Annotated in this window: 15 protein-coding genes and 3 pseudogenes; all 18 read left to right on the plus strand. The window is 55.3% G+C overall.

What is annotated here, in order from left to right; translation table 11 throughout:
• The first annotated feature begins 595 nt into the window (after positions 1-595).
• The 18 genes and pseudogenes from CLV88_RS07590 (at position 596) to cysE (ending at position 15,555) form a co-directional block, all read left to right on the plus strand.
• Positions 596-1,951, plus strand: coding sequence for a DNA-packaging protein (locus CLV88_RS07590; protein WP_106607782.1), 1,356 nt, complete (start codon positions 596-598; stop codon positions 1,949-1,951).
• Positions 1,952-2,092: 141 nt separating this feature from the next.
• Positions 2,093-3,274: pseudogene (locus CLV88_RS07595) on the plus strand (phage portal protein).
• Positions 3,267-3,494 (plus strand): GTA head formation protein, RCAP_rcc01685 family, encoded by a 228-nt coding sequence (locus CLV88_RS07600; RefSeq protein ID WP_106607783.1) that lies wholly within the window; start codon positions 3,267-3,269, stop codon positions 3,492-3,494. The pseudogene CLV88_RS07595 and the gene CLV88_RS07600 overlap by 8 nt, the downstream one beginning before the upstream one ends.
• A 22-nt stretch (positions 3,495-3,516) precedes the next feature.
• A complete protein-coding gene (locus CLV88_RS07605; protein WP_106607951.1) occupies positions 3,517-4,074 on the plus strand; it encodes an HK97 family phage prohead protease in 558 nt (185 codons plus the stop codon).
• A 31-nt stretch (positions 4,075-4,105) separates the two neighbouring features.
• Positions 4,106-5,287 carry a phage major capsid protein gene (locus tag CLV88_RS07610; RefSeq protein ID WP_106607784.1) on the plus strand — a complete coding sequence of 394 codons (1,182 nt, stop codon included), beginning with the start codon at positions 4,106-4,108 and terminating at the stop codon, positions 5,285-5,287.
• Between the two features lie 142 nt (positions 5,288-5,429).
• Positions 5,430-6,029, plus strand: coding sequence for a head-tail connector protein (locus tag CLV88_RS07615; protein WP_106607952.1), 600 nt, complete (start codon positions 5,430-5,432; stop codon positions 6,027-6,029).
• A complete protein-coding gene (locus CLV88_RS07620; RefSeq protein ID WP_106607785.1) occupies positions 6,029-6,364 on the plus strand; it encodes a head-tail adaptor protein in 336 nt (111 codons plus the stop codon). The genes CLV88_RS07615 and CLV88_RS07620 overlap by 1 nt, the downstream gene beginning before the upstream one ends.
• A complete protein-coding gene (locus tag CLV88_RS07625) occupies positions 6,361-6,777 on the plus strand; it encodes a DUF3168 domain-containing protein (RefSeq protein ID WP_106607786.1) in 417 nt (138 codons plus the stop codon). The genes CLV88_RS07620 and CLV88_RS07625 overlap by 4 nt, the downstream gene beginning before the upstream one ends.
• A gap of 16 nt (positions 6,778-6,793) precedes the next feature.
• Entirely contained in the window at positions 6,794-7,207 is a 414-nt protein-coding gene (locus tag CLV88_RS07630; protein WP_106607787.1) for a phage major tail protein, TP901-1 family, read from the plus strand.
• Position 7,208: 1 nt separating this feature from the next.
• On the plus strand, positions 7,209-7,535 hold the full coding sequence (locus CLV88_RS07635) for a gene transfer agent family protein (protein WP_106607788.1): 327 nt from the start codon (positions 7,209-7,211) through the stop codon (positions 7,533-7,535).
• The gene (locus CLV88_RS07640) at positions 7,532-7,741 is read left to right on the plus strand and encodes a rcc01693 family protein (RefSeq protein WP_106607789.1); all 210 of its coding nucleotides are present in this window, start codon (positions 7,532-7,534) and stop codon (positions 7,739-7,741) included. Before CLV88_RS07635 ends, CLV88_RS07640 begins: the two co-directional genes overlap by 4 nt.
• Positions 7,728-8,387 (plus strand): phage tail tape measure protein, encoded by a 660-nt coding sequence (locus tag CLV88_RS07645; RefSeq protein WP_106607790.1) that lies wholly within the window; start codon positions 7,728-7,730, stop codon positions 8,385-8,387. The genes CLV88_RS07640 and CLV88_RS07645 overlap by 14 nt, the downstream gene beginning before the upstream one ends.
• A 15-nt stretch (positions 8,388-8,402) precedes the next feature.
• On the plus strand, positions 8,403-9,035 hold the full coding sequence (locus CLV88_RS07650; RefSeq protein ID WP_106607791.1) for a DUF2460 domain-containing protein: 633 nt from the start codon (positions 8,403-8,405) through the stop codon (positions 9,033-9,035).
• On the plus strand, positions 9,035-9,922 hold the full coding sequence (locus tag CLV88_RS07655) for a DUF2163 domain-containing protein (protein WP_106607792.1): 888 nt from the start codon (positions 9,035-9,037) through the stop codon (positions 9,920-9,922). Before CLV88_RS07650 ends, CLV88_RS07655 begins: the two co-directional genes overlap by 1 nt.
• Positions 9,922-10,362 (plus strand): annotated as a pseudogene (locus CLV88_RS07660) (NlpC/P60 family protein). The gene CLV88_RS07655 and the pseudogene CLV88_RS07660 overlap by 1 nt, the downstream one beginning before the upstream one ends.
• Before the next feature lie 2 nt (positions 10,363-10,364).
• Positions 10,365-14,282, plus strand: a pseudogene (locus CLV88_RS23755) (baseplate multidomain protein megatron); the annotation flags it as partial.
• A gap of 3 nt (positions 14,283-14,285) precedes the next feature.
• Positions 14,286-14,582 carry a DUF7742 family protein gene (locus CLV88_RS23830; RefSeq protein WP_480935824.1) on the plus strand — a complete coding sequence of 99 codons (297 nt, stop codon included), beginning with the start codon at positions 14,286-14,288 and terminating at the stop codon, positions 14,580-14,582.
• Between the two features lie 169 nt (positions 14,583-14,751).
• Positions 14,752-15,555, plus strand: coding sequence for a serine O-acetyltransferase (cysE, locus tag CLV88_RS07670; RefSeq protein WP_106607793.1), 804 nt, complete (start codon positions 14,752-14,754; stop codon positions 15,553-15,555).
• The last annotated feature ends 17 nt before the right edge of the window (positions 15,556-15,572 follow it).

Here is a 15,572-nt window from a genome sequence, read left to right on the forward strand (position 1 = left end):
AGTGGCTGCACTGAGGATCAGCGTGCTTGTGCGGGTGAGAGATTTTTGCGTTTTCATCTTCTCTTTCTCGTCCAACGTGTGGACAAATTGCGCGAGAAATCTGACAAAATTATGGCGATGCATTCTAAACCACATTTTTGGGCATTTCTGAATGTCCGATCTATGCATTAATCGTTTGATAATATTAAAAAAATTGACATTTGGGGCGTTGCTGTGTATAATCCATGGCACGCTGGTAGACGTGTGAAACGGTCCCCGGGATTTGTCCCGTGGGCCGGTTTTTATGTTGCTCGTGCGGAGGGGTGAACCGCGCATGAGAGGCAATGAGCATATATGACCTTACAATCCCCGCCAGAGGGCGCTTCGGATTTATATCGGCATGTTGGCGAGCTTCGCCAATCTTTGAAAGATATGACGCGAACGTTGGGACGGCTGAAAGGCGGCTGTCCGGCGCGCACATCATTTGAGATTGGAGATATTCGCCGTTTGCTGGAGGAAACCCGGACGTGCATTCGATTGGCGATAGAGATGGAGAAGCGCTTTGAAATTCGTAAGCAAGAGGAAGGTGGTGGAATTGGCCCTGCCATCAACCTTAATGAGGCACGGGCTTCGATCGGGTGCCGATTGGATCGCCTCAGAGCCTGCCGAGGTACAAACGGAATTTCTTGAGGCATTGTCGGAGGGAGAGCTTGTTGCTCTCCCTTTTTTATTCGACTTCTGGGCGTTGCCACATCAGGTGCCGCCCGAAGGGAACTGGAAGACGTGGGTGATCCTGGGTGGACGCGGCGCGGGCAAAACGCGCGCTGGGTCGGAATGGGTGCGCACGAAAGTGGAAGGGTCTGGACCCTTGGATGTGGGGAGCGCCAGCCGTGTCGCGCTGGTTGGGGAAACCATCGACCAAGTGCGCGAAGTAATGGTGTTTGGTGACAGCGGGATTATTGCGTGTTCGCCGCCTGACCGAGTGCCGGTTTGGGAGGCCGGGCGCAAGCGGCTGGTTTGGCCAAATGGGGCCATCGCGCAAGCGTTTTCGGCGCACGACCCTGAGGGGCTGCGTGGCCCACAGTTTGATGCGGCCTGGGTGGACGAGCTGGCAAAGTGGCGAAATGCGCAAGAGACGTGGGACATGTTGCAGTTTGGTTTACGGCTTGGTGAGCATCCGCAGCAATGCGTGACAACAACACCGCGAAATGTTGCGGTGCTGAAGGATCTATTGAAACGAGAGAGCACGGTGCAGACAAGTGCGCCAACAGAAGCAAACCGGGCTTATCTGGCGGACAGCTTTCTGGAGGAAGTACGTGTCCGATATGAAGGGACTCAGCTGGGGCGACAAGAACTGGATGGTGTTCTTTTGGACGAACCCGAAGGCGCGCTGTGGTCGCGCAAGGCGATTGATGCGGGGCGGTTGAAGAAAGCACCTGAATTGGATCGGATCGTCGTGGCGGTTGATCCGCCTGTCACAGGGCATTCAGGCTCCGATGAATGCGGCATCGTGGTGGTTGGCGCGAATACGTCGGGTGCGGTCAAGGACTGGCGGGCGGTGGTGCTTGACGATGCCTCGGTTCGGGCAGTGAGCCCTGACGGATGGGCCCGCGTGGCCATTGCCGCTATGGAAAGCTGGGGCGCAGATAAATTGGTTGCTGAAGTCAACCAAGGTGGCGATTTGGTTCAGTCTGTAATCAGGCAAGTCGACCCTTTGGTTCCCTACAAGGCTGTGCGCGCATCGCGAGGTAAAATCGCGCGGGCGGAACCTGTGGCTGCATTGTACGAGCAGGGGCGTGTGCAGCATTTGACGGGTCTTGATACCTTAGAAGATCAGATGTGCGCCATGTCACAGCAGGGGTTTCAGGGATCGGGCAGCCCGGACCGGGTGGATGCGCTGGTTTGGGCGCTGACTGAACTGATCGAGGAACCGTCTGCTAAATGGCGCCGACCTCAGTTTCGTTCACTCTGATTGCTGCGCAACGGGCACAGAGCGGTGCCGTCGGCGCGTTTTAAGACCTATCTGCGATAACTTTTCTTGTCCAAAGCGGACAGAGGATTTGGGTGCGGTACCAAAAGGCGGCGCATCGAAAAAGCTTAGGAGCGTCAGACGATGGTATTTGATTTCTTTCGGCGGGGGGCCGCAGACGTGCCCGAGTAAAAAGCAAGCGCAACCGGGCCGGTTGTCGCATGGCAGGGCGCAGGGCGTGTGGCATGGAGCCCACGCGATACTGTGTCTCTTACGCGGACAGGTTTTTCGGGCAATCCCGTAGGCTATCGTTCGGTGAAACTTATTGCAGAAGCTGCGGCGGCGCTGCCGCTGGTGCTTCAAGATAAAATGCAGCGCTTTGAGAGCCATCCGATTTTGGGCCTGGTGAATGCACCTAACGCAGCGCAAGGGCGGGCCGAGCTGTATGAAGCGCTTTTTGGTCAGTTGTTGTTATCAGGAGATGCATACGTCGAGGCGGTCGGGGCGGAAAACGGTGTGCCACTGGAATTGCATGTGCTGCGGTCAGACCGGATGAGTGTTGTTCCGGGTGCGGATGGGTGGCCGGTTGCCTATGAATATGCAGTAGGCGGGCGAAAACACCGGTTTGACGCGAGCGGGTTGTCACCGGTTTGCCATATCAAGAATTTCCACCCCCAAGATGATCATTATGGGTTTTCGCCAATGCAAGCGGCGGCGATGGCATTGGATGTGCATAACAGTGCATCGCGCTGGTCCAAGGCGCTGTTGGACAACGCGGCGCGTCCATCAGGAGCAATTGTTTACAAGGGGGCTGAAGGGCAGGGCAGTCTGAGCAGCGACCAGTATGATCGGTTGGTCAATGAGATGGAGAGCCATCATCAAGGCGCGCGCAATGCAGGGAGACCTATGCTGCTTGAAGGCGGATTGGATTGGAAGCCAATGGGGTTTAGCCCCAGCGACATGGAATTTCAGAAAACCAAAGAGTCCGCAGCACGTGAAATTGCGTTGGCGTTTGGAGTGCCTCCGATGCTTTTGGGCATCCAGGGTGATGCGACCTATGCCAATTACCAAGAGGCGAACCGCGCATTCTACCGATTGACGGTCTTGCCGCTGGCGACGCGGGTTTCAGCCACTGTTGGGCACTGGCTTTCGACACTGACAGGTGAAGAAGTGTCGCTGAAACCCGATCTGGATCAGGTGCCTGCCTTGTCGGCTGAACGTGACGCGCAATGGGCGCGTGTCGCGCGGGCGGATTTTCTGACTGTCGAAGAGAAGCGTGCGCTATTGGGACTTCCGGCGCAAGCAGATGGGGACCTTGATGAGTGAGCAACGCTATGGGTTTGAACAATTCGACTGCGCGCCTGCGCTGAGGTTGGAGGCACATGAGCGCGTGGCGAAATTGCAGTTTGATGGCCTTAACCGAAGGCTCGACAAGATAGAAGAGCTGATTGAGCGACTGGAGAAGCGATTGTGGCTGACGGTGTATGGAGTGGTTGGAGTGATCCTTGCGCAAGCGTTTCAATCGTTGCTGAGTGCTGCGCCGTAAGTGAGATGTGAAAGGGATGCTGATGGAAAGTGAATATGAGCTTGAGCGCAAGTTCGCGCGGTTTGGCGACGGGTTGAGTGTTGCGGATGGTGCGGTGATCGAGGGCTATGCCTCTTTGTTTGGGCAAGTTGATCAGGGCGGTGACGTGGTGCAAAAAGGCGCATACGCGGCGTCGCTCAAGGCGCTGGCGGCGGCGGGGCGGCAGGTGAAGATGCTGTGGCAGCACGATCCGGCCCAACCGATTGGCATCTGGGACGAGGCCCACGAAGATGAAACTGGCCTTTGGGTCAAGGGGCGTTTGCTTGACGATGTGGCCAAAGGCCGTGAGGCGGCAAGCCTGATTGAGGCGGGCGCAATTGACGGGTTGTCGATCGGCTATCGCACGGTCAAGGCGACAAAGACTGACAGGGGCCAGCGGCTCTTAACCGAACTGGAGCTGTGGGAAGTGTCATTGGTGACGTTTCCGATGTTGCCCAGTGCGCGGGTGGCGGCAAAGGGGGAAACCTCGGAAAACGACGTTGCCCTGCGTGAATTGGCGGCGGCCTTTGAGGGCGCCCGTCGCGAGCTGACGCGAGAGTAGCGTCAGCAACACCTCTAACAAGGATTTTTAGATGAGTACGACCGAGATGAAGGCTCGGGCCGGAGAAGGTTTGTCTCCGGTGGCCGAGGTGAAGTCCGCCGTGGCGGGTTTCATGAATGACTTCAAAGACTTCTCACACGACATTGATGACCGCTTGAAGAAACAGGACGAACGAATGACCATGATTGAACGCAAATCTCTGACCGCAGCACGACCCGTTTTGGCAGCTGCGACCGATTTTGACGCCCCTCACCAGAAGGCTTTCAATGCCTATCTGCGATCGGGTGAAGACGATGGCCTGCGTGGGCTTGAGTTGGATGGCAAGTCGATGTCGACTGCTGTGAACAGTGACGGCGGCTATCTGGTGGACCCGCAAACCGCTGACAGTGTTAAGAACGTTTTGAATACCACCGCTTCGATCCGGGCGATTGCCAATGTGGTCAATGTCGAGGCTGGCTCGTTTGACGTGCTGATCGACTCGAGCGAGGCCGGCGCCGGTTGGGCTGACGAGACTTCGGGCACAACCGAAACAGGTACGCCCAATATTGAGCGCATCACCATTCCGCTGCATGAGCTGTCAGCGCTGCCCAAAGCGTCGCAACGCCTGTTGGATGACCGTGCGTTTGATATCGAGGCATGGTTGGCTGGTCGTATCGCGGACAAGTTTGCGCGAGCAGAAGCAGCGGCCTTTATCAATGGCGATGGTGCTGACAAGCCAACCGGTTTTTTGAATCATGCGACCGTCGATAACGACGTTTGGGCTTGGGGTAATATTGGCTATGTGCCAACCGGTGTGGATGGTGACTTCAATGGCGGTGATGCCATAATTGATCTGGTTTATGTGCTGGGTGCCCAGTACCGCGCGAACGGCACATTTGTGATGAACTCCAAAACAGCCGGCGCGGTGCGCAAGCTTAAGGACGCTGATGGCCGTTTCCTGTGGTCCGACGGTCTGGCAGCTGGTGAACCTGCACGACTGCTGGGCTATCCGGTGCTGATCGCCGAAGATATGCCCGACATCGCGTCTGGTGCGGATGCAATTGCCTTTGGTTATTTTAACGCCGGGTACACCGTGGCCGAACGCCCAGATCTGCGCGTGTTGCGCGACCCGTTCAGCGCGAAACCGCATGTTCTTTTCTATGCCACTAAACGCATTGGCGGTGACGTGAGCGACTTCGCTGCGATCAAGCTGCTGCGCTTCTCGGCTTCCTAAAGCCGAGTTGGCGAGGGCGGAGAATCCGCCTTCGTTCGGGCGCGCGCCGGAAACCTTACGTTGTCCAGCCGTTCCCCTCCGTTCGAGCGACGTGAGGGCGCGCGCCCAGTTTTTGTTGGAGGGTGAAATGCGGAGTTTTTCCATGATGTTAGTCGAAGAGACCTCGGTGTCGCCGTCGGCTCTGCCGGTTGATGAATTCAAAGCCCACCTTAGAATGGGCAGCGGATTTGCCGATGAAAGCCTTCAGGACAGCGTTCTGGAAAGCTTTTTGCTGGCAGCGATGAGTGCAACTGAAGCCCGCACCGGGAAGGTGCTGATTGAGCGCTGTTTTGCGTGTTCGCTCGCGGGTTGGCGCGGCGGCGCTGCGCAGGGATTGCCAGTTGCACCGGTCAACGCAGTCACAAGTGTAACTCTGAGCGATAGCGAGGGCGGAACCGTTACTGTCTCGCCTAGTGCTTACTATTTGGTAGCTGATGCACAGCGTCCAGTGCTGAAGAGCAAAGGATCTTGTTTGCCGGCGGTGCCGACAGACGGTTCTGTCACGGTGCGGTTCGTCGGAGGGTATGGCGCGTCGTGGTCTGATGTGCCCTCAGATCTGCAACAGGCCGTCTTGCTGCTTGCCGCGCATTATTACGAGTGCCGGCACGAGACATCGCTCAAGAGCGGGTGCATGCCGTTTGGCGTCACAAGTTTGCTGGAACGGTATCGGCCCGTGCGTCTTCACATGGGGGGCGGTGTCTAATGGGCGTGCATCTATCACGGCAATTGGTTCTGGAACAGCGCGAGACAGTGCCGGACGGCATGGGCGGAAGTTCAGAAAGCTGGAGCGCACTTGGCACGCTTTGGGCCGGGGTCGAAGGGCGCAGCGGGCGCGTGCGCCGAGTGGGTGACACGGAAATGGCCTCGGTCGGATTTAGGATCACGGTTCGCGGCGCCCCTTATGGCGCTCCGTCGCGACCGGTAGCTGGTCAGCGATTTCGCGAAGGGCAACGGGTCTTTCGAATTGACGCTGTGAGCGAGGCTGACCCGCAAGGGCGCTATTTGATCTGTTTTGCGAAGGAGGAATTGGCCGCATGAGTTATGGAATGGCGGATGTCTTGCAGGCGGCGGTTTATCAAACGTTGATTGCAGACCTGACATTGGACGGGATCGTGTCCGGTGCGATTTACGATGAAGTCCCAAGCGGGACTGTGCCGACGACATATGTCACGTTGGGAACTGAAATGGCATTGGACCGTTCCGATGCAACCGGCGATGGGGCTGAACACCGGTTCACGGTGTCAGTTGTCTCCGGTGCCAGTGGGTTTTCACTAGCCAAGCAGGCGGCAGCCGCAGTGAGCGATGCGCTGCATCGTGCTGACCTGTCCCTATCACGTGGGCAACTGATTTTTCTGAATTTCGATCGGGCAAAAGCCAAGCGCGACACCGCGAACAGCTTGCGGCGTATCGATCTGAGTTTCCGCGCGCGCGTGGAAGACGACCAACTGTAACCATTGGAGACACACTATGAGTGCTCAAAACGGAAAAGACTTGTTGATCAAAGTGGATCTGACCGGCGACGGGCAGTTCGAAACAATTGCGGGACTGCGCGCAACACGGGTCAGCTTTAACGCCGAAAGTGTCGATGTAACGTCGCTGGAGAGCCAGGGAGGATGGCGTGAGTTGTTGAGTGGTGCCGGTGTGAAATCAGCTGGCATTTCGGGGTCTGGGGTTTTTAAGGATGCCAGTACCGACGAGCGCACCCGTCAGATTTTCTTTGACGGTGAAACGCCAGACTTCCAAGTCATTATTCCCGACTTCGGCGTCGTAGAAGGGCCGTTTCAAGTGTCATCCATCGAGTATTCAGGCACGCATAATGGCGAAGCAACCTATGAGCTTGCCATGGCGTCGGCGGGTGCACTGACGTTTTCGGTGCTCTGATATGGCTAATCCATTCGCAGGTGAGGTGGAACTGGTGATCGACGGCGAGGTGCGCGTGCTCAAGCTGACGCTCGGAGCGCTTGCTGAACTGGAGGCCGGGCTGTCGAGTGGCACGTTGGTTGAGCTGGTCGAGCGATTTGAAGGTGGCGCGTTTTCTTCGCGAGACGTGCTTGCCCTGATCGTTGCCGGGTTGCGCGGTGGTGGCTGGAATGGTCGCTCGCGGGATCTGATGACGGCTGAGATTGAAGGCGGCGCCATGCAGGCAGCGCGCGTCGCCGCGCAATTGTTGGCCAAGGCATTTATTACACCGGAGAGTGAGGCGGTTTGAGTGCGTTTGATTGGCCGGCGTTGATGAAAGTCGCGTTTCAGGGTTTGCGCATGGAACCAACCCGGTTCTGGGCACTGACACCAGCAGAGTTTGCAATGATGTTAGGGCGTTCTGGCGCCCTGACACCCCTGACCCGATCCGGGTTGGACAAATTGTTGGATGCCTATCCCGACACAGATTTGGGGAACGAACATGACAGAGATTGATGGCCTGGACGGCCTTGATACGCAGATCGAAGCGCTGGAGGTCAGCCTTGGGCAAACCACAGCCGTGGCGGCCGGATTTGATGGCGAATTGCGGCGCATGCGCGATGCTTTGGGCGCTACGGGGCAAGACGTCGCTGCGTTGGAAAAGGGCATTGGGCGCGGGTTGAGAAAAGCATTCGATGGGTTGGTTTTTGATGGTCAAAAGCTGTCAGACGCGCTCGAAGACGTGGCAAACTCAATGGTCGAAGCTGCGTATCGAGCGGCGTTGACGCCTGTCACGGATCAAGTCGGCGGGGCGATTGTGACAGGTATTGGCGGGTTGATGGAGGGCTTGTTGCCTTTCGCCAATGGCGGCAGCTTTGCGCAGGGACGTGTGATGCCATTTGCCAATGGCGGCGTTGTTTCCGGCCCTGTCACATTTCCGATGCGGGGTGGCTTGGGGTTGATGGGCGAGGCCGGACCCGAGGCGATCATGCCCTTGGCCCGGGGTGCGGACGGCAAATTGGGCGTGCGCTCGGAAACTGGGCGCCCCGTAAATGTCGTGATGAAAATTAGCACACCAGATGTGGACGGTTTTCGACGTTCGCAAGGCCAGATTGCAGCCCAGATGGGGCGTGCTCTGGCGCGTGGTCAGAGAAACCGGTGACAGAGAGGAAATACGATGAATTTTCATGAAGAGCGTTTTCCCGCGAACCTGAGTTTTGGTTCGATTGGTGGCCCGGAACGTCGGACCGATGTGGTTACGCTGGCCAATGGTTTTGAGGAACGTAATACGCCCTGGGCGCATTCCAGACGACGTTATGATGCGGGTGTGGGGATGCGGTCGCTCGATGATATTGAAATTTTGATTTCATTTTTTGAAGCGAGACGTGGCCAGTTGCATTCCTTCCGCTGGAAGGATTGGTCAGACTATAAGTCATGTATTGCATCGGTTGACGTAGACTTTCGTGATCAGGTTATCGCACAGGGTGATGATGTCACAACGTCCTACCAATTGGTAAAGACGTATCGGTCCGGCACGTATTCATATCAGCGTCCGATTGCTAAACCGGTAGCAGGAACCGTGCGTGTTGGCGTGTCCGGTGACGAGCTGCGCGAGGGGGTTCATTTCTCGTTAGACGAAACGACTGGTCACATTGTTCTGAACGAAGCGCCGGGGCCAGAAGCAGAGATCACAGCGGGGTTCGAGTTCGACGTTCCCGTTCGCTTTGATACAGATCGTATTCTGACCAGTGTCGCGAGTTTTCGCGCAGGTGACGTTCCAAACGTGCCTGTTGTGGAGGTGCGTATCTGATGAGTACTCAACAGGAATTATATGATCATCTGGAGACTGGCCTTACGACCATTGCGCGCGCATGGGGCATTGTCCGGTCTGACGGCGCGCGATTTGGGTTCACGGACCATGATTGCGATCTAAGTTTTGAAGACTTTCAGTTCAAAGCATCAAGTGGTGTTACGGCGTCGTTATTGGAGCAGAGTTCCGGGCTTTCGGTTGACAACTCTGAGGCCCTTGGAGTGCTCAGCGACTTTGGGGTCAAGGAAGCTGACATCCTTGCCGGACGGTTTGATGATGCTCAAGTTACCGCATGGATGGTCAATTGGGCAAACCCAGATGCGCGCACAGTTATTTTTCGCGGAAGCATTGGCGAGATCGGCCGATCCAACGGCGCTTTTCGCGCGGAATTGCGCGGGCTCTCAGAAGCCATGAATAGGCCCTTAGGGCGTGTTTTCCAGAAACCGTGCACAGCCGTTTTAGGTGATACCACGTGCCGTTTTGACACTGCCACGGGCGGTTATTCTCATCTTGCTGCGATTGAAGAGACAGATCAGAAACGGGTTTTTTCGTGGAATAATTTGTCAGATTTTGAGCCCGGCTGGTTTATTGGTGGCGTCCTTCAAGTTAAGAGCGGCGCTGCCAATGGGCTGTCTGGGAACGTCAAGCGAGACTATGTCGGTGCGAATGGGCTCCGGGTGGTTGAGCTGTGGGAACCAATTCGGGTGCCTATATCTGTTGGTGATCAGGTTCGCTTGGTGGCGGGGTGCGACAAGCGGTTTCAAACCTGTCGTCTGAAGTTCAATAACGCGCTTAATTTCCAAGGGTTTCCAGATATTCCTGGTGAAGATTGGATGACGTCCTTTCCGTCGCAAGGGGGAGAAAACTCAGGTGGGAGTCTGCGCTGATGGTAGAGTTTTCCAACCGGATCATCTCGGAAGCCCGAAGTTGGATCGGGACGCCGTATGTGCATCAGGCGTCTTGCAAAGGTGGCGGTACCGATTGTTTGGGGCTGGTACGTGGTGTTTGGCGTAGTCTCTATAGAAACGAGCCCGAATTGGTGCCGGCCTATAGTCGTGACTGGTCAGAACCGCAGGGCGACGAGCGATTGTGGCGCGCGGCGGCAAGCCATATGATGTCAAAATCGATCAGTGATGCAAGCCCTGGCGACTTGTGATTGTTTCGAATGAAAGACGCAGGTGTTGCAAAACATTTGGGTATTCAAAGTCGGGGCGGCAGCACGCCTTATTTCATTCACGCATATTCCGGTCATGCGGTCATAGAAAGCCCGCTGAGCGTCCCATGGGGACGCCGGATCGTGGCATGTTTTGAATTTCCAAGGAGATAATTATGGCGACAGTCGTATTGGCCGCTGCGGGAGCAGCGATTGGAGGGACCCTTGGTGGCGGTGTCGCAGGTGTTTCAGCTCTAGCAGTTGGGCGACTGGCTGGCGCAACCGTTGGACGCGTTATTGACCAAAAAATTCTGGGGTCAGGGTCGGAAGCTGTTGAAAGTGGAAAGGTCGATCGGTTTGGAATTAGCGGATCTGCCGAAGGCTCGACAACTGCGCGGGTTTTTGGGCGTATGCGTGTTGCTGGGCATTTGATCTGGTCCTCCCAGTTCACGGAGGCCGTTTCAACAACGGGCGGCGGCAAGGGTGCGCCCTCACAACCAACGGTCAGGGAATATAGCTATGCGGTTTCGCTGGCTATTGCGGTTTGCGAAGGTGAAATTCGATCCATTGGTCGAATTTGGGCCGATGGCACAGAAATCGCGCTAAATGATCTAAATTTGCGAGTCTATACTGGAAGCCCAGAGCAAATGCCTGATCCAAAGATCGAAGCCGTGGAAGGTGCAGGAACGGTTCCTGCATATCGTGGCACGGCATATGTCGTGATCGAAGACCTGGCGTTGGAAAGGTTCGGCAACCGCATCCCTCAGTTCAGCTTTGAGGTTGTGAAGGGAACGCCGGATGATATACGCGACGCGTCCTCGGATATGGCAAACAGTGTCCGTGCCGTTGCGTTGATGCCCGGCAGTGGCGAATACGCGCTTGCCACATCAACAGTGCGTCTACCTGTCGGGCCAGCAGAATACAAAAGCGTGAACGAAAACTCTCCGTCTGGGCAAAGTGATTTTCTGACGTCGATGGAACAGTTGCAGACCGAGCTGCCGAATGTGGGGTCCGCGTCATTGATTGTCAGCTGGTTTGGCGATGACCTTCGTGCGGCGGAATTTGACCTACGACCCAAAGTTGAGCAAAAGCTGAGCGATGGCGACTCCATGAAATGGGAGGTCGCCGGTTTGTCGCGCAATGAAGCCGAAGAGCTGGCGCAAGTCCAAGGGCGGGCTGTTTACGGTGGCACGCCATGTGATGCATCAGTCGTCGAGGCAATCACGCATCTCAAGGAAACTGGCAAGGACGTGGTTTTTTATCCATTTATCCTGATGGAACAGATGGAAGGAAACGGATTGCCAGATCCGTGGAGCGAGGCAGCGAACCAACCTAAACTACCTTGGCGGGGGCGCATAACGCAGTCAGTTGCACATGGGCGGGTCGGATCGCCGTCTGGAACGGCCTTGGCGGATCAAGAAGTTGCAGCCTTTTTTGGCACGGCATCGGCAAGCGATTTTGCCGTGCAAAATGGGCTTGTCGCGTATGCCGGCCCGGACGAGTGGCGATACAGACGGTTTATCCTGCATAATGCGGCGCTTTGTGCGTCGGCTGGTGGTGTGGATGCGTTTTGCATCGGTTCCGAGATGAGAGGTTTGACGCAGATTTTGGGTGTGAACGGCTTCCCTGCGGTGCAAGAGTTGCGTGCCGTCGCGGCCGACGTGCGCCAGATTTTGGGGCCGGACACAAAAATCGGGTATGCGGCGGACTGGAGCGAGTATTTTGGTTTTCATCCTCAGGATGGCACGGGTGATATCTATTTCCATCTCGATCCACTTTGGGCTGACGAAAACATCGATTTCATTGGCATTGACAACTACATGCCGCTGTCGGATTGGCGAGACGGTAAGGGGCACCTGGATGCACAACAATGGCCGTCAATTTACGATTTGGGATATCTGAGTGGAAATATTGAAGGCGGCGAGGGGTATGAGTGGTATTACCATTCAGACGAAGCTCAAGACGCTCAAATCAGAACAGCCATTTCAGATGGCGACCATAATGAGCCCTGGGTGTTCCGCTATAAAGATATTCGCAATTGGTGGAGCAATGAACATCACCAACGCATTGGTGGCGTTCGTCAGAAGGTCGCGACTGACTGGTTGCCGGGTAGCAAACCGATTTGGTTTACCGAAATCGGTTGTGCGGCTGTCGATAAGGGTACGAACCAGCCTAACAAATTTCTGGATCCCAAATCCTCGGAATCTTCGCTACCGCATTTTTCAAATGGCGGGCGGGATGCATTCATTCAGCAACGCTATTTGCAGGCCATGCAAAACTATTGGAGTTTGGACGAAAACAATCCAAAGTCAGAAGAGTAAGAGGGCCGGATGATTGATGTGACCCGAAGCCATGTGTGGGCTTGGGATGCACGTCCGTTTCCGCATTTCCCACACAATCTAACGGTCTGGTCGGACGGTGAGAACTACCGTGCCGGGCATTGGATAAATGGGCGAAGCGGTAATCGCACATTAGAGAGCGTGGTGTCTGAAATCTGTAAGCGTGCAGGCGTTGACACCTTCGATGCGAGCCAGCTCATCGGTGTCGTAAACGGTTATGTTCATGACGAAGTTTCCGACGCCCGGTCGGCCCTGCAACCCCTCATGGTAGCATATGGGTTTGATGCGATTGAACGGAATGGGTGCATTTTGTTCCGGATGCGCGGCACTAGCGACCCAGTTGATTTGGAAGTCGACTCCGTCGCCGTTTCGTCATCAAATTCCGAAATCATTGCAAAAGATCGCGAAGCAAATGTCGAGATTGCCGGGCGCTTGCGGCTGAATTTCGTGCAAGCGGGTGGCGCGTTCGAGGCAATTTCGGAAGAGGCGATCGACTCGGCTGAACTAACGAATTCGGTTGCTGCTAGTGAAATGCCCCTGGTGCTTTCGCGTGGTGAAGGGCGTCAGATTCTGGAAAGATGGTTGGCCGAAGCCAAGGTTGGGCGCGAGCGTGTAAAGTTTTCACTTCCTCCGTCCAAATTTGGCTTGGGTGCAGGGGACGTAGTCGCCCTGAAAGGGGATGGTCAGATTGATCAACTCTATAGAATTGATCGCGTCGAGCAGGGTGATTCCCAGTTGGTTGAAGGGCTTGCTATCGAACCATCGGTCTACGAAAAAACCGACCTTACGGAAGAGTTGCCGCGCGCATCGGCGTATGTCCCACCTGTTCCTGTGACCTCGCTGTTCATGGATTTGCCGCTGTTGACAGGGGACGAAGTACCCCATGCGCCTCATATTGCGGTGACAGCAAAACCTTGGCCTGGTTCGGTTGCGGTGTACGATTCCGCAACGGACAGCGACTATGCTCTGAACAAAATCATCAACAGTCGGGCGATCATGGGGGTGACCGAGACACCACTTTTGGCTGCGCGACCGGGTCTGTTTGACAATGGAACAGAACTCCAAGTCAAAATGATCTCTGGAAACCTGCAGGGTGTTTCGCAAGAACAGCTGTTTTCCGGGCGCAATCTTATGGCGATTGGTGATGGGGCGAACGGCAGTTGGGAGTTATTCCAGTTTGAGGAAGCCCAGCTTGTCGGCCCCGGGCAATACTTGTTGAGCAAACGATTGCGCGGCCAGCTTGGCTCTGATGCTGGAATGCCTGATGTTTGGCCAACCGGTAGTTGGGTTGTACTGGTCGATGGCAATATTGAGCAAATCGACCTATCCGCCGCATCACGCAACATCGCGCGTAATTTTCGCATTGGATCTGCACGCCAAAGTCTTGATCATAGTTCCTATCGGAATAGCTCCGAGGCGTTTGCTGGAATTGGCTTGAGACCATACTCTCCGGTACATTTGCAGGCCTCGCGTGCAACAAATGGGGATGTCGCATTGAACTGGATCCGGCGGTCGAGAATTGATGGGGACAGCTGGGAGTTCCCTGAAATTCCCTTGTCTGAAGAGACCGAGCAGTACTTGGTTCGCATTTCCAAATATGGTTCGGTTTTGCGAGAGACGACGGTTTCTAGCCCATCGTGGCTCTATTTGCACAGTGAACAACTTTCAGATGGCGCGAGTGATGCATTTGACGTGGAAGTTGCGCAAGTATCTGCCCGCTTTGGTCCGGGTGCCTTCGGAAAATTGGAGGTCAGCTGGATGTGGCGTGTCCTTGCGGGGGACATCGTTGCTGTGGCGCGTTGGTTGCAAACATTACCGCAAGGTCAGCGCGCTCAAGCTGTTGAGGACGTCATTGAACGCGCCTCAGCGGCACACAAGTTTTTTCGTCGATTTGGACGATCCCATCCAGATTGGGGAAACGGGTCTCTATATGGAGCCATTACTATGCCGGGAGCCGGGCCGGAGCCGAGCTTCTCTAACGTAGAATATTGCAGATCGACTGCGCTGGTCTTGATGAAACTAACGCAATTTCGAGAGTTTTCGGCAGGTCGGTAAAGTCCTAAAAAGCTAAAAGTCGAAGCCAGTCAGCTGTACCAATCAGTTGGCTGGCCTGATCATTTAAAGGTGAACTTGCCATTCCAATGTTGAATTATGCTGTTCACGGGTTTGAATTTGCTGATGTTGGGCTAAATACTGTAGTCTGGTGCAAACAGGAAGGAACACCATGGCTGAGAGACGCGCTAAGGTTACCGAACTCGATCCAGTCTGGAGCCGCATTACGTCGGAAGCGGAAGAGGCGGTGAAAGAAGAACCCTTAATGGGGGGGCTCGTGCATGCTTGTGTTCTTCATCACAAGTCAATTGAACGCGCCTTGAGCTACAGGTTTGCAGCCAAGCTATCTTCGAATGAAATGTCGATGGTCGTCCTCCGGGAAGTTGCGGACGAAGCATTTGTATCTGACCCTTATCTTGCTGAAGCGGCCCGGGCAGATTTGATGGCAGTCTATGATCGTGATCCTGCCTGTCATCGGTTGTTGCAGCCGATTTTGTATTTCAAAGGATATCAGGCCATGCAGGCCTATCGCATAGGGCACTGGCTGTGGCACCAAGGCAGGCACGACCTGTCTTACTTTATTCAAATGCGTACATCTGAAATATTCGGCATCGACATTCATCCGGCTGCCAAAATCGGAAAAGGCATCATGATCGACCACGCCCACTCAATTGTCATTGGTGAAACTGCGATCGTTGGCGACAATGTGTCGATGTTACACTCAGTTACACTTGGTGGAACTGGCAAAGAGGAAGAAGCACGGCACCCCAATATCGGTGATGGGGTCTTGATCGGCGCAGGTGCAAAAGTGCTAGGCAACATTTCGGTTGGGCATTGCAGCCGTATCGCAGCCGGTTCCGTTGTTCTTCAGGAAGTGCCGCCGTGTTCCACTGTTGCTGGCGTTCCAGCAAAAATCGTAGGCGAAGCAGGTTGTCCGCAGCCTGCTGTCGAAATGGACCAAATACTGCAGCGCTGAGTTGCAGTTGGGTAAGT

Origin of the sequence: Shimia abyssi, assembly GCF_003014475.1 — a bacterium.
Taxonomy (GTDB): domain Bacteria; phylum Pseudomonadota; class Alphaproteobacteria; order Rhodobacterales; family Rhodobacteraceae; genus Shimia; species Shimia abyssi.

Excerpts from the sequence above, each read along its gene's own strand:
- CLV88_RS07620 (WP_106607785.1), top strand. The coding sequence starts at position 6,029 with ATGGGCGTGCATCTATCACGGCAATTGGTTCTGGAACAGCGCGAGACA.
- CLV88_RS07655 (WP_106607792.1), top strand. The coding sequence starts at position 9,035 with ATGAGTACTCAACAGGAATTATATGATCATCTGGAGACTGGCCTTACG.
- CLV88_RS07610 (WP_106607784.1), top strand. The coding sequence starts at position 4,106 with ATGAGTACGACCGAGATGAAGGCTCGGGCCGGAGAAGGTTTGTCTCCG.
- CLV88_RS07615 (WP_106607952.1), top strand. The coding sequence starts at position 5,430 with ATGATGTTAGTCGAAGAGACCTCGGTGTCGCCGTCGGCTCTGCCGGTT.
- CLV88_RS07635 (WP_106607788.1), top strand. The coding sequence starts at position 7,209 with ATGGCTAATCCATTCGCAGGTGAGGTGGAACTGGTGATCGACGGCGAG.
- CLV88_RS07650 (WP_106607791.1), top strand. The coding sequence starts at position 8,403 with ATGAATTTTCATGAAGAGCGTTTTCCCGCGAACCTGAGTTTTGGTTCG.
- CLV88_RS07600 (WP_106607783.1), top strand. The coding sequence starts at position 3,267 with ATGAGTGAGCAACGCTATGGGTTTGAACAATTCGACTGCGCGCCTGCG.
- CLV88_RS07625 (WP_106607786.1), top strand. The coding sequence starts at position 6,361 with ATGAGTTATGGAATGGCGGATGTCTTGCAGGCGGCGGTTTATCAAACG.
- CLV88_RS07605 (WP_106607951.1), top strand. The coding sequence starts at position 3,517 with ATGGAAAGTGAATATGAGCTTGAGCGCAAGTTCGCGCGGTTTGGCGAC.
- cysE (WP_106607793.1), top strand. The coding sequence starts at position 14,752 with ATGGCTGAGAGACGCGCTAAGGTTACCGAACTCGATCCAGTCTGGAGC.
- CLV88_RS07590 (WP_106607782.1), top strand. The coding sequence starts at position 596 with ATGAGGCACGGGCTTCGATCGGGTGCCGATTGGATCGCCTCAGAGCCT.
- CLV88_RS07645 (WP_106607790.1), top strand. The coding sequence starts at position 7,728 with ATGACAGAGATTGATGGCCTGGACGGCCTTGATACGCAGATCGAAGCG.
- CLV88_RS07630 (WP_106607787.1), top strand. The coding sequence starts at position 6,794 with ATGAGTGCTCAAAACGGAAAAGACTTGTTGATCAAAGTGGATCTGACC.
- CLV88_RS23830 (WP_480935824.1), top strand. The coding sequence starts at position 14,286 with ATGTGGCGTGTCCTTGCGGGGGACATCGTTGCTGTGGCGCGTTGGTTG.